The sequence below is a fragment of the Methylobacter sp. S3L5C genome (genome assembly GCF_022788635.1).
GTDB lineage: Bacteria > Pseudomonadota > Gammaproteobacteria > Methylococcales > Methylomonadaceae > Methylobacter_C.
Window position 1 is genome coordinate 1,052,764 of sequence record NZ_CP076024.1, and the last position, 16,368, is coordinate 1,069,131.

Here is a 16,368-nt window from a genome sequence, read left to right on the forward strand (position 1 = left end):
ACTCGACATATTACAAACTGCTTGCCTATGTGGCGCTAGCCACAAACTAATAAAACAAAAACTGGATCCACCTATGTTTAATCAATCCAATGTCAAACAGCCGAGGCAAATCACAATGCGGCTAGAACCAAATATACTAAATCGCGCCCTTATCCCAATACCACCAGAGTAGCAAAATAAACATTCCTAAAACCATAAAAGAGGGATTTGAACTTGAACCTAGAAGCCATTTACTTAAATCACCAGTCCGAATTGCAGTTTCATTTGACCCGGATTGTTAACTGCCCGGAAATAGCTGCCGATATCGCTCAAGAAAGCTTCATTATTTTTTTCCGCGAAAGACAAAAACAAACCATTGTTCATCCACGCGGTTTTCTGTTTAAAGTTGCAAAAAATCTTGCTTACGATCACATCAAGCATCGAAAAGTAACCGAAAATTACATTCAAACGAAAGAACAATCTCTACCGTCTCCAAACGAATTCCCATCTGCCGAAAAACTCGCATCCATTGATGAAAGGTTAGCCGCTATCATCCGGATACTGGATGAACTACCTTTGCGCACCCGTGAGATATTTGTCCTGAATAGAGCTTACGGCATGACCTATGCCGAAACCGCTAAAGAACTCAATATATCCGATAGCGCCGTTGAAAAACACATGGCTAAGGCCCTGTTACACTGTCGAAAACATTTCAAGACCCTCTGCCTTGATTAACACGACAACTGAGGTATTTTAGCTCTTCCATCGTCTGCTTTATGGAAACCATCCCATCGCACAAATGACAGGGTGTGTTACAGCAACTACATAGCAACGGAGAAAAACAATGGCTTGGAACGACGACGAAGACACAACCATTTATCAGGTTGTAGTCAATCACGAAAAGCAATACTCAATTTGGCCTGAATACAAAGAAATACCGGGCGGCTGGAGAACAGCCAGCAAAATCGGCAACAAACAGGAGTGTTTGGATCACATCAAAGAAGTGTGGACGGATATGCGTCCGTTAAGCTTGCAAATACATATGCAAGAAACGGCATCGCAATAGTCAATGAATGGTAAGAGGCGGGGATTACACCCCGTCCTTTTTACCTTGGGTTGAGCCGTCTAAGCTCGAATCCTGCATAACATTTCGCAGGAACCGTCAGCGCAGCGCCAATACCGCGGCCAAAATCTAAATCGACCAACGCCCAATCTCCAGCCGAACCATACTCCTCAGGCACCGACAAAAATCTCGCAGCCCCAATCACCGAAGAAATAACCTTGGAAACATCTAATCCAAGGCCTACACCGACGGCTTTTACAAAGCTTTCCTTCCTTGTCCAGAGTCGATAGAAAAACTCGTCTTTACCGCTTTTTGGCACCCCCCAAAAAAAATGGCGTTCAGCTTCGGCAAAACAGAGATTAGTAACCGAAATCGTATCAACCCTATCGTTCCAGACTTCAATATCGACACCTATGTTGGTATCCAAGCCCACTGCCACCAGCATATTATCTCCGGAATGCGAAAAATTGAATTCAATGCCCTGCTCCAGGCCATTAACAATGATAACCGGCTTGCCAAAGGCCTGCTCCGCATAACCGATCTTTTCAGGAGGCATATCCAGATATTCTGCCAAGATCAGTCTGAGCTTACCATGACTGGCAACATAACGCCTGCCATGCATTGTCTGTACAAAACGCACGGATTTATCTTGTTCAACCTTGTCCAACAACGACCAATAATATCTATACTCTTCATCGGTAACTGTTAATTGTTCAAACCATACATCGATAGCCATGCACTCATCATTAATACTCATATGATGGAATTTCACTTAATTTACAAAAATAGTGCTCGAAATAAATATTAATCCAACTTGATTCTTTTCGAAGCCTTTTTAAATAATGTTTCGCTACATTCAATTTCAAGAAAAAAGCAAACGGCCTAAATTGGTTAACGCCCCGTTATCGTTAACACCTGTTATTTCGATCACACCTTGATTAATCGCTTCGACCGAACTTCTTTTGCCATTCATAATATCGATTAACAACGCAGCAGAAAGGGACAATGAAAAGTCCGCCTTGGAATCACCCGATTTAATCACGCCTTCTTGACCTGATAAATCAATGGTCCAAACTCCATTTGGCACACCAGTGACAATTACCTTCCATATGCCTTGAAGTGTAGGGTAGAGATGCCGGTTTCTTTTAACTGCATTCATAAAACGGACATCAAATATTTCCGATATTTCAGAAAACTTAGAGGTTTCGCACTTTTTCTTGGAGCTAGCGACAGGCAGATTATTCTGGGAGTAATAAGCGTCTATTGTCAGGTAACCCAGCTTACTGAGCAAATCGTCAAGCGCCGGTAGAAATTTGTTTGGGATGCCCGATCGCGGCACTTCCTTGCCTCTCCCTACAGAATCCTGTCGGATTTTGCTGGATAATGTAGCTTTACCGTCACCCTCCCCCGCATCATGCGCCACAGAAAAGACACGCTCCGACAGCCCAGCTTCCCAGCCAACACCTAAGAACTCAAATAAAGGTTCCAGTGTTTCTTCAAACTGCGTAACTACAGACTCATACTTTACCCGATAGCAACGTTCTGGATGCGCAGCTTCGAACTCCAACAACCTACCGGTTTTTTCCAGCCAATTTTCCGTCATTGCCGCAATAATATTTTCCGGGTTTCTATGCACATACGGCATATGTTCAGGAAGAAAACGGAATTTACTCATATTAAGACTGGAATTAACCACATCCATACAATTACGGTACAGACATATATATTTTGCATCAGGGAAATGCGCTTCTAATACAGACAGATATTCCAAATTCATCGGCGTCTTCTCGCACCAAATTTGCTTGCCTTTGGCTGTGGTATAACGCTGCATGATATTAACAACCATGCTGCGAGTTTCGCTTAGCGCGTACTGTCTTTTAGATTCTTCGTCTCGCTCCCCATGAGTCTGTGCAAGTGTGCCGAACAAGGTACGATTTAGACCTTCACACAAGCTGCCAAGATACAAATGACCGGGACAGGCTATTTTTGAATGCGTATCCATGATGTACCTGAGCATGGTGGAACCGGAGCGCTCGCAAGAGAGAATAAAAATGGGTAGGGCAAAGGTTTCTTTCATCATTTTTCTCCATAAAATAAAATTCATATTGTTTTGATCCATGTTTTAATACTCCCCATAAACCAAAAAAATCAGTTGGAGCGTGTAAAACCGTACCTGCTGAACTTATCGAAATAAGAGCAGTTTTTTTCACACTCTAGTACTCAGTCAGTATTGATATATCAGGGAAAATTAGCGTTACAAAGCAGTAATTTTTCATACCCCACCCATCAAAACAAAATTGACTAAGTTCTTTATATCAACGGAGAAGACACCACTCCTTATCGAGTTGTGGTTAATCACGAAGAGCAATATTTAATTTGGCCTGAATATAGGAAATACCGGGCGGTTGGCGAACGCTCGATAAAATCGGCAACAAGCAGGAATACCTGGATTACATCAAAGAAGTTTGGACAGATATGCGCTCGTTAAGCTTGCAAATACACATGCAACAGACGGCACAGCAATAGCCCATGAATGGAGAGACGCAGAAAACATGCCAATATGCGAGACCTTCCAGGTTTTCTAAACTTGAAAGGTCTGCTCGGTTATTTCAGAGCACGCGGCGGCTCGTGACCACCGGCTGTTTTGCTCTGATCTCTTTTAATTGCTTTACCTTGCGTTTCTGCTGCCAACGAATCAGGCCGGTGATGTACAAAACGAGTGGCGTCAGGCCTGTGACACACCACAAAACACGGCCAAAAACCCCGAATGCTTCGCCACTGTGCAGGGGCCACAGCACATTTAAAAACGTTTCGCCGGCAGTGAACTGATTAGGATCCTCGACGGCCAGCACTTTACCGCTGTACTGATCTATCCAGACCTTGCTGCGTGGCCGGGTATGGCTGGCTTCGCCATCCTGTCGTTTCTCGATGACGTAAACACCATCCTTACTGCCCGGAGTTTCTAGCCAGCGTAATACTGCGCCCGGAAAAATCTGGTCAGCTATCGCAACAGCGTTATCGATGGAAATTGCTTTGGCTTGATTCAGATAATCGGATTTAACCGTTGTAGGCACTTTGAAGCGTTCGGCCTTAACCTCTGAAAAACAACTGACCAGCGATTTGACTTGATCATGGTAACCGAACGCAAAACCGCTGAATGCCAGAATGAGCAATATGATAGAACTGTAAAAACCAACCGTTTTGTGCAAATCAAAGAAAAACCGCTCAGGACTCGCTCCACTTTTAATAGTGACTGCCTGCCTGTATTTGCCAGAGCGAGGCCACCACAGGTAAAGCCCGGACAGGGCCGAAACAAACAAAAACACACCGAGAAAACAGATAACCTTGAAGACCACCTTCGCAATTCGGGCATCCACTTTACCCATCGCCAAAGTGGCATGTACTTCGTAAACCAGGCTCCATATAGTGCGCCCCCAAAAGTTTTCATGAACTATCTTTCCCGTATACGGATCAATTAATACTTGCAGCGGCGCAAATAGCTCACTAGCAGTTTCTTCGGGTTTTGCATACGATGCCCATAAATACTCATGATTATCGCCTGGCAGGTACAGATTCCATGCCCCCTGCCTTTGCGGATGAGTAGCCCTGACGATCTGCATAATGTCATCGAACGAGAGCGGCTGAGCGTTCACTTCTTTATGCACGCCCGGTAATCCCAGCTCTTCCAGTTCATAATAAAACACATTTAAAGCGCCGGTCAGGCCGAGAATAACAAACATAAATCCCAGCGACAGAGCGATATAAATATGTACACCCAACCAGAATTTGCGTACAGTTTTAAGCCATGACCGCCGGTATATCGGTTTTCTGTCATCAGGAGCGGATTGAGTGTTTTCAAAAATAATCTTCTCTTTCATCGATTCATCTATTAGCCAATAATTAACCTCATCCAGCGATAAGCAACCCGCCCGTAGCCTATGAGTATTAATGCGCTTATCCGGCACCACTTGGAAATAGATGCGCGAACGAGGCAATATCCTCACCTCGAAAAAAATATCAGGCTGGCAGGAAAGAAAGATAGCACCTTCGCAGCATAAACCTGTCGAACCGTTAAAGCGGTTCTCCAAATAGCAGCCTGCCAAACTCCAGTGCCAACTGCGTATTGCCATCACCCCATATCTCTCCATTTTCATAGGCATTGACCACCGTCCTTTTGCCTTCAATAAGCTCGCAAAAAACACTGTATGTTGTGGAAATTGTGCAATCGCTGAGTTCATTATCTTCTTTTATCGACAACCCGGAAGTGTCGCTCCCGATAATCCATACCCCTCCTTTTAATCCGGTTACGACTAATTTACAAACACCACGCAGCCGAGTGAACTTATCAACTTTTGCCAAGGCTTGCTGCATAAGCCAATTCCGAAAAAAATCATCAAAGTCCAACAATTGATCCGTACTTTCTTTTTTTCCGGGCCGTTCAGCATATAAAGAATTCAGCGTTAGATACCCTAACTTTTGATGCAAAGTATCAATATCCGGGATCAGTTCCTCAGGAATGGCCGCCAATGGAATGGTTGTCCCGTTGCCGACAGAATCTTTATTAATTCTGCCGGAAAACCAAACTTTTGGATCACCATCACCCAAGTCATGAGGAACTTGAAAAACCGAATCAATCAACTTTTCATCCCAAGATTCCCCCAAAAAATCAAACAGTTTCGACAGGACATGTTTAGGTTGCTGAACCAAGGACTCATAGTTAACCCTGATGCACTGACCGGCATGAGCCAGTTCGAATGCTATCAGCAAATTGCTCCGCTCCAACCAGTTATCAATCATCGCCGCAACAAAATTACCCGGCCGTTTACGTATATAAGGAGCTAATTCGGGCATATAACCAAAGGGGCTAATTTTAATACAGGAATGTACAACATCCAGGCAATTTCGAAATAAACAGATATAGTTGGCATCTGGAAAAACTTTTACCAATATATCCAAATACTCAATATTAATAGTCGATTTTTCGCACCAGTTTTTTTTGCCTTTCCCTAGTGCGTAACGATCTAATAAATCCTTGACCACGCGCCGGGTTTCTTTAATCGCTAATTGCTCCCTCTGCTCTTCAGTCGTTATATCCGGCAATTGCCCCAAGGAAAAATACGCCGTTTTGTATAAATCGGTGCATAGAGGACCCAAGTGTAAATGGCTGGGACTGCACAAATTAGGATGTGTATCGATAATGCAACGCAGCATAGTTGACCCGGAACGAGCACAAGACAGAATAAAAATCGGTTGCTTACCCGATACCAGATGATCATTTATGTTTGCCATTATTCATGTTCTCTTATTCAAGTTTCCAGCCAGAGCAAAAATCATTTCCTCAAAGCCGAATATTTTCGTTGTTTTGGAAAATTCCCAATATCAGGCACCCCATCTAAAACTCAGGAAAAAAGTAAGCGCCCAAAACTAATTAGCTGTGTTTCATCGTTAATTCCATCTGTTTGAATTTCACCCCTTATAAAAGCCTCTATCGCGTCTCTACGGCCATTGACCATGTCCATCAGCAAAGCTCCTGAAAGGGAAAGCTTAAAATCCGCTAATAAATCATCCCGCTTAATCACTCCTTTTTGATTCGAAAAATCTATACACCATGTCTTGTCCGTCCGCCCATCAATCATTATTTTCCACATACCATCAAGCATCGGATATAGCGCTCTGTTCATATCGATTACATTCTGAAAACGGTTTTCAAATAGATCGGTGATAGCATCGACATCAGTTCTATCAGCTTCAAATTTATGTGGCACAATTTGGGTACTATTTGAATAATAAGCATCCAACGAGTCATAGCCCAATTCATTAAGCAAATTGTCGATTTCTTTTAAAAATTGATTTGGAATTCCCGAACGCGGCACTTCCAAACCTTTACCTACCGCGTTTTGCCGAATAGTGCTTGATAAAGCCGCTTTACCGTCGCCCTCACCTACATCATGCTTGGATTGAAAAACTCTCTCCACCAATCCGTCTTCCCAATCAACCTCTAAAAATTCGAACAAAGGCCTTAGCGTTTCTTCGGACTGCATGACAATGGACTCATAGGTGACGCGGAAGCAACACTTCGAATGTGCCGCTTCGAACGCCAAAAGCCTTGCGGTTTTCTCCAACCAATTCTCGGTCATGGCAGCAATAATATTCCCAGGATTTTTATGCACGAAAGGCACATGCTCGGGAAGGAAGCGATACTTGCTCAAATTAATACTGGAATGGACCACATCCATGCAATGCCGATAAAGACAGATATATTTAGCGTCTGGAAAATGGCTGTCCAATATGGATAAATAATCCAAATTCATCGGCGTTTTCTCGCACCAGAATTGCTTACCTTTAGCCTCTGTATAGCGGGACATTATATTGTCAACCATGTTCCGCGTTTCAGTTACTGCAAACTGTTTTTGTGCTTCTTCGTCCAAGCCAAAATGTATCTGAGCAATAGTTCCGAATACCATACGGTTTAGATTTTCCAGCAAACTTCCTAGGTATAAGTGACTGGGACTGGCAATCTTTGAATGGGTATCAACAATATAACGAAGCATTGTTGACCCTGATCTTTCACATGAAAGAATAAATATTGGGGAAGGATTTTTATCCATCATTTCACCGTATTGTTGTTAACCTTTTTATGCAATGCAGCATAGTTGTCTCAATCACCAGCCATAACCGCCATTTTTTTCCGGGCTTTTCGCTTTTGCAGCCAACGTATCACTCCGGTCACATACAAAACCGGACAAGCCAGTCCGGCAATCAACACCAGAATTCGTCCCGCCCAACCAAAAGCATGACCGCTGTGCAACGGCCATTGCCAGTCCAGGAAAGCATCACCGACACTGCCGGTTCCCCTATCGTAGACCTTGAGTATCTCGCCGCTGTATTGGTCGATAGCAAAATCACGGTAACCAGTAAACCGACTTACCTCGGTTACCTCGTTTTTCATGATCTTATAGGCATCCGTACTATTGTTCGGGGCAATAAGCATCCATAACTTACCAGCAGGAGAGCGTTTCTGCACAATGGCTTCCGCTTCCGAAGCGCTAATTGCCTGTCGACCCGCTTGCGGATCGCTACGAATCTCTAACGGGATAGAGCTAAAGGCATTAGGGCGTTTGATCGGCGAGAACAACTTAATCAGCACATTGACCTGATCCGGCAAATTAAAGTAAATCCCGGAAAAAAATACCGACAACAATACGACGGCCGAATAAAAACCGATAGTTTTATGCAGATCGAAGTTAAATCGCACTGCGCTAGCATTGCGCTTGAAGGCTAAAGCCTGCTTGAATTTTCTGGTCAACGGCCACCAGACGATCAGACCTGTCAACAAAGAAAAGATCGATAACACCGCCAAAATGCCGTTGATAATGCCGCCGCTTTTGCCTAGCAATAAGCACCAGTGCAGTTGCATTATAAAACTGACGAAAGGCCGGCCCCAGTATTTGTCGTGGGGATGCCAGAGTTGTACTCCCTGAACCTGAGCGGCGTAAGGATCGACAAAGATGTAATAGCCGTCGCCGTTGTTCACCTGGTTTGCGTCCCTGACAAAATACAGCAGCTTATAGGCGATATCGGACTGACGGGGATAATACAACTTAAAAAAACGACTACCTTGCGGTTTGGCTTTTTCTGCCGCAGCTACGATGTCATCCAAACTCTGTAATTTTGTCCGGTTTTTCGGTAGAGTCGAAACCATAGCCAGCTCAGGATTTATAGCTTCCTGCATTTCCTGGTAAAATACCAGCATACCGCCAGTCAAGCCGACCACGGCCAAAATCGCACCGGCAATTAAGCCGAGATACAAATGTACAGACAACCACAATTTACGCCGCGCTTTGAGTTTGGCCAGATGGGCATCGATTTTCGGTATCGTCATCGCGCTAAGCATAGAAAATCCTCAAGAGCTTGTTACATGATTTTTTAAGGTAACTACTGACACAGTAGATATGCTCAGTAATGCCGAGAAATAAACTTCTCGACATTACCTAAAACATACCAGCTATACCGGTTAAAACTCGACCTTCACCGATCCCATCAGTGTCCTTGGGGTACCCCAGGTAGTCCGGGTTTGCAGGGTCGGAGAATTGGATTGAATAAAACCATCGTGGATATACTCCTTATCCAGCAGGTTGTTGACGTTTAATTGAAGAGTTACTTTCGTTTTAGCCACGTTCCGTGTGTAGCTACCCAACAGATTAACAACGCCATACCCGGCAAAATCAAAATCTTGATAATTGAAAGTTGCTTTTCTTGAGCTGTATAAGTCCACCCCTGCACCTACCTTAAAACCACGTAGATAATCTTGCTGAAAATCGTAAGTCGTCCATAAGGCAGATGTATTTTTAGGAATACCTCTAAGTGGACTACCAACCGGGATGCTGTTAGGGTTGTTTTCTTTAAGCACCTCGGTTTCGGTATAGGCATAAGTGGCTATAGCGTTCCATCCCGGTAAAATTTCTCCTCTAACATCAACTTCTACGCCGCGGCTTTGCGCCTCGCCGGTTGCAATGCTGAAGGTCTGATTAGCAGGATCGATAGTAGGAATGTTTTGCTTGGTCAAATTAAAGTAAGCAATGGTGGTACTTAACCTATCATCGAAAAATGAGGTTTTAAATCCACCTTCCCATTGCTGAGCCGTTTGCGGCGGTAAAAAAGTACCGTTTTGTCCCTGGCCATTGGTGGCACCGAAATTCTCCACATAGTTTCCGTATAGGCTCAGCCATTTTATGGGTTGCCAAAGCAACCCCACCTGCGGCGTTACCGCATCGGCTTTTTGGCCGATATGCTTGGTAAGAACATTGTATTGCTCGACATACTGGTAACGGAAACCACCCATGACATGAACGTTATAAGGCAACTTAATTTGATCCTGCAAATAGATGCCGTACAAATCCGTGGTCGAGTGAAACGATTGGCTGGCGCGCGTCGTTGGGTTTACAGCCGGAAGGCCTGTGTAGACGGGATTGTAAATGTCAATAGTGCTTGGAACGGTGCTGCTGTAGCCGACGGAATTTTCATCTTGAAGGTAATAATCGCCGCCGACCAACAAGGTGTGTTTAAGGCCCCACGTGTCGAAATGGCCGGTCAAATTGGTTGTGGTGAAATAACTGTCGTTGGTATAAAAGTCGCTGGTAAGCAATTGCCTGTTCAGTGTGCGTTTGTCGGCGTTTAAAGCTCCGGAATTCATGGCTGTCCGCGTTCTATCTAATAGATTGATGCCGAGTTGCTCGGACAACGTCCAATCGTCATTGAATTGATGGTTCACACTAAAGCCTATAAATTCATTATCGAGAGGATTTTTATTGTCTGGCTCTATCAAATTCCGTTCGCGGGGGATTTTCGCCAGACGCGGGTTAATCCAGGTACCGTTAGCTCTTTTCCCATCAATGATTAAAGCGCCTGCCCCCGGATCGTAACTATTATTTTCGTGACGGTATTCCATCTCCAGGATTGCTTGTGTCTGCGGACTGATATTCCATTGCAAGACCGGCGCGACAAATACTTTTTCGGAATCGACAAACTCGCGAAACGAACCGCTGTTTTCATAGGAAACATTCATCCGATACAGTAAGTCCTTATTGTTGGTCAAAGGCCCAGTCGCATCGATACTGGTGCGATAGAAATCATAGGATCCGGCTTGTTGTTGTACCGAATAATACGCAGTCTCCAATGGCTTTTTAGTGACGACATTAACCATTCCGCCCGGTTCGACCCGTCCGTACAGCATTGCCGCCGGCCCTTTGAGGACTTCCAGGCTTTGTACGTTCGCCATGGCGCGCGTTCCGTCTGAGCCCCCGTTAGTATCAATTCGCATGCCATTACGAAAGTAATTATTGTTAAAAAAACCGCGAATGGTAATTTGATCAGAAAGCCCACCAGCACCTTGACCGGTAGTCACACCGCTGACTAATTTTACCGCCTGATCAATTCTGGTAGCTTGTTGATCATCAAGCACCGCTTTCGGAAGTACTTGAATATTCAGCGGCGTTTCCATAATCAGCGTGTCGGTTTTGGTTGCAAAACTGGAATTGGGAACTGCATAATGATTGTCATAAGGATCGGTAGCGTCGTATTTACTCTCCCCGGTTACCGTCATTTCTTTCAAGGTGACGCTATCTGATTTAGTATCCGTATTAGTCACTTTCTGCAAAGTCACGCTATTGCCTCCGGTCATACGATAGGTCAGGCCGGTTCCCTGTAACAGTTCGCTCATGCCTTCTTGTATACTGTAACCGCCTTTAAGCGGCTTGGCTTTTAAGCCGGCTACCATAGCAGTGGGATAACTTAATTCCATGCCCGTTTGCTCTGCGAAACGGTTCAATGCCGAAGCCAAATCAGCAGAAGGCAGGTTAAATTGAATTTTTTGGGCTTTGTCTGCATCCGATAGTACCGGAACAGCGTAACAACACGTCAAAATAAAAACCCCTTTTACGAAACATCCTTTGAGCTTTTTTCCGGGATTAAGCGCAATTTCACCGGACAAAACATTTTTCTTTTTATTAATCATTCTAAAATTTTCCTTAGTCGTTTCGTGCTTGGGTTAATTCCTAAAAAACCGAACTTATTACTTGCCGATAGAGTTGTTAGTACAAGCTATGCGTTTACCCAAAGGAGACGAGCGAACTTGAAATTTACCTCATCTTAAAATTCATTTTATTGACATTAATTCCGCGTTGTAATGCTCCGGCTCCAGAATAAAGCCGCTACGCAGAAAATATTCCTGATAACGCGCCAATAACCCACTATCCAGCAACGCGCAGTCAATACCTAGCTTAGATAAGACGGCTCGTGTCACGCCGCAATCGTAGCGGACGATCGGCTCTTCCGATAACTCCGGCTGATCTTCATCCCGACCCTGCTCCGAAAACATCGACAGAAACGGCAACAAGGCAAAATCCTGTTCATCGCTCTTGCCGGTCTCCAGCACCTTATCCGCCCAGTCGCGATAAGGGATGCGTGCCAAGCGGTAACCCACCCGGCTAAAGCCGTCGACCAGCTCATCGGAATAAGGCGGGAAGGGATGATTCAAGTGGAAACAAGCGCCAACAGAATCCGGCTGCAACGATAACGCGACAATGGCCCGACTTATGTAATCGACCGGCGCAATATCCATACGCACGCGTTCAACAGGCGCACAGCCCATTTGCAGGCATCCTTTAATTAAGCGGCACATAAAATCCTCAGTATTCCAGCTACCGCTATGGCTGTCACCGGAAACGGTGGCAGGCCTATAAACTGTGGTTTGAAAGCCTCTTTCCCCGGCCAAACCAATCAATTTTTCCGCAACCCATTTACTTTCTGCATAACCGTTGCCCAAGTTGGCGGTGGATTCCAGCTTATCGCTTTCCAGATGGCCTTGCGGATGATGGGACGCATCGCCAAATACCGACAAGGTCGAAACATAATGAATGGCTTTGGCTTTGCGATGACCGGCTAGCCATAGAACCGCTTCGGTCCCCGACACATTGGCGGCTTTTAAGGCCTGATATGGCTGGATAAAGTTGACCAACGCGCCGTTGTGGTAGATTGCTTCAACCTGCCCGGCTATTTCTTCATAGCGTATTGCGGACAGCCCCAGCCGAGGCTCGGACAAGTCGCCGCATACCGCGATGACCCGGCTCCAATCGATGCCTTCTTGCAAACCGTAATAGCCGGTTTGGCCTTGCAATCGGGCCAAGGCTTGTTGCTCGTCGCCAGCCCTGACTAGGCAATAGACTTTGGCTTGAGTTTGCCCCAGCAATTCCGCCAGCAAAAACACCCCGAGAAAACCGGTCGCTCCAGTCAAAAACAGCGCTTTCGCCGCCGCCATGATAATTGGTGCGGACGGCAATGGAACAATCCCCACATCCAGCGCGGCTTCGGCGTCAAGATTAATAGCAACTTCCCCGCTATCGCCGGTGTCTATTAGCCTCGCTTGCCCCGCCAATGTCGGCAGCTCGAAAAAGCGTTTCAACGGCAATTGAATACCGAACTGTTGTTGCACTGAAAGTGGAAGTTGCGTCGCCAGCAACGAGTGTCCCCCCAAGGCAAAAAATTCGTCGTGCCTGCCGACTCTTTCAACGCCGAGTATCTCGCGCCAAATCGCCGCAAGGGCTATTTCCGTTGCTGTCACAGGTGCTGTGTAGCGCTTGTTTGCAACATTATCCCGATCCGGCTCAGGCAAGGCATTACGGCCGATTTTGCCGTTTGCGCTCAACGGCATCCGCTCCAAAAACACCAGCGTGCCCGGCAACATATAGTCCGGCAATGAGGCTTTAAGATTTTCCGTTAACGCATCCGCCGTCAGTATGGCACTGCCGACAACATAAGCGACCAATTGCTTATTTCCGGCCCGATTTTTTTTAACCATAACGACAGCCTCAGCAACACCAGGCTGCTCAAGTAAGCTCGCTTCGATTTCCCCCAACTCAACCCTGAAACCGCGTATTTTCACCTGCTGATCGATACGGCCTAAGAAGTCGATATTACCATCCGAGCGGTAACGCGCCAGGTCGCCTGTTCTATACAGCCTGCCGCCATCCACCTGGAACGGGTCTGGGATAAACTTATCCGCCGTCAGTTCGGGACGCCGCCAATAGCCGCACGCTACACCTTCGCCACCAATATGGAGCTCGCCCTGTACGCCGACCGGAACTGGGTTGTCGTTACGATCCAGGATATAAAGCCGGACGTTGTTGATTGGCCGGCCTATGGCTAACGGCCTGTCCAGATCGTTTAAGCCCGCCAGATAAACGCTGCTCCAAACCGAGCCTTCGGTGGGGCCGTATTCGTTATAAAGCGGCACCTCTGACAAGGCCTCGTAGTGCTGCCTGACCACTTCAGTTGCACAAGTTTCTCCCGCAACGATGGCAGTTTTCAAGGTTTGCAGCTTGGTTAACGGTTGTTTAAGCAGCAAGGCGTAAAAAGAGGGCAAGGCCAGCAGATGCGACACCCGCCTGTCTGAAATAATGTCAGCCAAAGCCGCCGGGTCTTTGGCATCGTCATCGTTCGGTAAACACAGGCAACCGCCTTGCCCCAATGTCCAAAACAATCCAGCCACGGAACTATCGAACGCAAACGAGGACAGCAACAGGTAAGCGCGTACCGGCTCCCGGTAGCTTTTAAAGCGCGCGGTTGTCGAATGCACTGCGTTTCGGTGCGAGACCATCACGCCTTTGGGCTGTCCGGTGGAACCGGAGGTATAGATGATATAAGCCGGATCGAGCGGATGATTGCTTAAGACCGGATTATCAGACGGATATTCGGCAACGTCCGTCCAATCGCTATCCAGACAAATCGTGTGCTTTGCCCTGTGCGGCAATGTTTCCGCCAACGTTTGTTGGGTAAGCAACATGGTAATCCGCGCATCATCCAGCATATAGGCGATGCGCTGCTCGGGATAATTGGGGTCAATTGGCACATAAGCGCCGCCCGCCTTCATTATGCCCAAAATGCCGACCGTCATTTCGATCGAACGCCTGACGCAAAGGCCGACCAACACCCCCGCCCCAACGCCTTTGGAACGCAGGCAATGCGCCAGTCGGTTAGCCTTGGCATTGAGTTCGGAATAGCTTAGCATCCGTCCTGAAAATGCCACCGCCGTTGCGCCCGGTGTTTTTTTAACCTGCGCTTCGAACAAATTATGCAGACTTTGTTCGGCAGGATAATCCGCCGCAGTGTCGTTCCAGTCTAACAGCTCCTGTTTGCGCTCAACTTGGGTCAGTAATGGTAATTCTGAAACCCGGCATCCCAGTTGACTCACCATACCTGCCAGCAAGTTTTCAAAATGCCCAGCCATGCGGGCAATGGTCTGCTCTTCGAACAGTTCCGTACTGTATTCAAACGTAAGCGCCATGCTGTCGGCTGTTTTTACTATCAGTAAAGTCAGGTCGAACTTTGCTGTGACACTTTCCTCCCCCATCAACTGAACGTTCAAACCGGGAATCTCAGGCAAGTCTAACGGGCTATTTTGATAACTGAACATAACTTGGAAAACCGGGTGCAGACTCAGGTTTCGTTCAGGGTTAAGCTCTTCGACCAACTGCTCAAAAGGAAAATCCTGGTATTTTTGCGCATCCAGCAAGTTACGTCGCACTTGAGTCAAGAAATCTTCGACCCGAGAGTTGCCGTTCAACTGCGAACGCATCACCAAAGTATTGACAAAAAAACCGATCAGTTTTTCCAGTTCGGGCTTATTGCGGTTAGTGGCCGGATAACCTATACACAGGTCGTCCATTGACGTGTAACGGTGCAGTAATAATGCAAAAGCCGCCATCAAGGTCATGAATGGGGTCATGTCCAAGCTCCTGCCGAACCGCATAATTCCGTCACTCAATTCCTGCGGCAATACAAGCGAATAATTTGCTCCTCGGCTAGTCTGGACAGTCGGCCTTTGAAAATCCGTCGGCAATGCCAAAACTTGCGGCGCGCCGAACAGCAAATCCAGCCAGTAGCACAGTTGCTTGTCGCGTGTTTCACCCTGCGCATTGGAGCGTTGCCAGCTGGCGTAATCGGCATACTGAATGGCCAGTTCCGGCAACGAGGACTGTCCACCCTTCATAAAGGATTGATAGAGCTGCCCGATTTCGCCGACCAGCAAACGTAGCGACCATTCATCGGAAACTATATGGTGCATACTCAGCAACAGCACAAACTCCTGCGTGTCTTTCAGTAACAGCGTCATGCGCAACAATGGCTCCGTCCCGCCCAACACAAACGGCTTTTGCAACTCAGCCATTATCAGCCTGTCTTGTTCTTTATCCTTGTCTGGCAACGGCAAAGCACTCAAATCCGACAACGACAGAGGAACCCGACTATGACTTAACAAGACTTGTTCAGTCTGTCCGTTCACAGCTCTAAATGTCGTGCGCAATACTTCGTGCCTGCGTACGACCTCGTTGACACACTGTTCCAGTATCGGGACATTCAGCTTGCCGGAAACCTGAATCGCTCCCGCCACATTGTAATTCGGGTTTTCAGGATCGAGTTGCGCCAGAAACCACATGCGTTCCTGAGCAAAGGACAAAGGTGAGCCGTCTTCCTTAGGCCGTTTCGGAATGGCTAGCCCATTAACTTTGATCCTATTTTTTAACAGACTGGAAAGTAGCGCCCGTTTCTGTTCGGATAGATTTTCGATTCGTTCAGCAGTGCTGTTCATAACTGGGTTTCCTATGGCTATCCTTTATTTCGATTTTATTTATCGTTTATCGTTCCCATGCTCCAGAAACTGTGAAAGTAATATCCAAATTTGGCTAAAAAATATTTACCACGGAGAATACGAAGAGCACTGAGAAAATAACAATATTAATTCAATGCATTAAAAACTCCGTGTTCTTCGTGGT

General features: G+C 46.4%; 10 protein-coding genes and 1 pseudogene. 3 read left to right on the top strand and 8 right to left on the bottom strand.

Features of this window, described 5'->3' with window-relative positions:
• The first annotated feature begins 213 nt into the window (after positions 1 to 213).
• Together KKZ03_RS04935 and KKZ03_RS04940 are read left to right on the top strand one after the other, a co-directional pair.
• Entirely contained in the window at positions 214 to 714 is a 501-nt protein-coding gene (locus KKZ03_RS04935) for an RNA polymerase sigma factor (RefSeq protein ID WP_243220434.1), read from the top strand.
• Between the two features lie 109 nt (positions 715 to 823).
• The gene (locus KKZ03_RS04940) at positions 824 to 1,045 is read left to right on the top strand and encodes an MbtH family NRPS accessory protein (protein ID WP_243220435.1); all 222 of its coding nucleotides are present in this window, start codon (positions 824 to 826) and stop codon (positions 1,043 to 1,045) included.
• Between the two features lie 40 nt (positions 1,046 to 1,085).
• Here KKZ03_RS04940 and KKZ03_RS04945 read toward each other — a convergent pair whose 3' ends face one another.
• Both KKZ03_RS04945 and KKZ03_RS04950 read right to left on the bottom strand, forming a co-directional pair.
• Complete coding sequence (locus tag KKZ03_RS04945) at positions 1,086 to 1,799, bottom strand: 4'-phosphopantetheinyl transferase superfamily protein (protein ID WP_243220436.1); 714 nt, start codon at positions 1,797 to 1,799, stop codon at positions 1,086 to 1,088.
• 105 nt (positions 1,800 to 1,904) lie between these two features.
• Positions 1,905 to 3,161, bottom strand: a complete 1,257-nt coding sequence (locus tag KKZ03_RS04950) for a sulfotransferase (protein ID WP_243220437.1) — start codon at positions 3,159 to 3,161, stop codon at positions 1,905 to 1,907.
• 195 nt (positions 3,162 to 3,356) lie between these two features.
• Between KKZ03_RS04950 and KKZ03_RS04955 the strand changes: the two are divergent.
• Positions 3,357 to 3,568 (top strand): annotated as a pseudogene (locus tag KKZ03_RS04955) (MbtH family protein).
• An 83-nt stretch (positions 3,569 to 3,651) separates the two neighbouring features.
• Here the strand turns inward: KKZ03_RS04955 and KKZ03_RS04960 are convergent.
• The 6 genes from KKZ03_RS04960 to KKZ03_RS04985 form a co-directional block, all read right to left on the bottom strand.
• On the bottom strand, positions 3,652 to 5,172 hold the full coding sequence (locus tag KKZ03_RS04960) for a PepSY domain-containing protein (RefSeq protein WP_243220438.1): 1,521 nt from the start codon (positions 5,170 to 5,172) through the stop codon (positions 3,652 to 3,654).
• The gene (locus KKZ03_RS04965; protein ID WP_243220439.1) at positions 5,114 to 6,331 is read right to left on the bottom strand and encodes a sulfotransferase; all 1,218 of its coding nucleotides are present in this window, start codon (positions 6,329 to 6,331) and stop codon (positions 5,114 to 5,116) included. Before KKZ03_RS04965 ends, KKZ03_RS04960 begins: the two co-directional genes overlap by 59 nt.
• Positions 6,332 to 6,441: 110 nt before the next feature.
• Positions 6,442 to 7,653, bottom strand: coding sequence for a sulfotransferase (locus KKZ03_RS04970; RefSeq protein ID WP_243220440.1), 1,212 nt, complete (start codon positions 7,651 to 7,653; stop codon positions 6,442 to 6,444).
• 47 nt (positions 7,654 to 7,700) lie between these two features.
• Positions 7,701 to 8,924 carry a PepSY domain-containing protein gene (locus tag KKZ03_RS04975; protein ID WP_243220441.1) on the bottom strand — a complete coding sequence of 408 codons (1,224 nt, stop codon included), beginning with the start codon at positions 8,922 to 8,924 and terminating at the stop codon, positions 7,701 to 7,703.
• A gap of 132 nt (positions 8,925 to 9,056) precedes the next feature.
• Positions 9,057 to 11,555, bottom strand: coding sequence for a TonB-dependent receptor (locus KKZ03_RS04980; protein WP_243220442.1), 2,499 nt, complete (start codon positions 11,553 to 11,555; stop codon positions 9,057 to 9,059).
• A 141-nt stretch (positions 11,556 to 11,696) separates the two neighbouring features.
• On the bottom strand, positions 11,697 to 16,184 hold the full coding sequence (locus KKZ03_RS04985; RefSeq protein WP_243220443.1) for an amino acid adenylation domain-containing protein: 4,488 nt from the start codon (positions 16,182 to 16,184) through the stop codon (positions 11,697 to 11,699).
• Positions 16,185 to 16,368 lie beyond the last annotated feature (184 nt).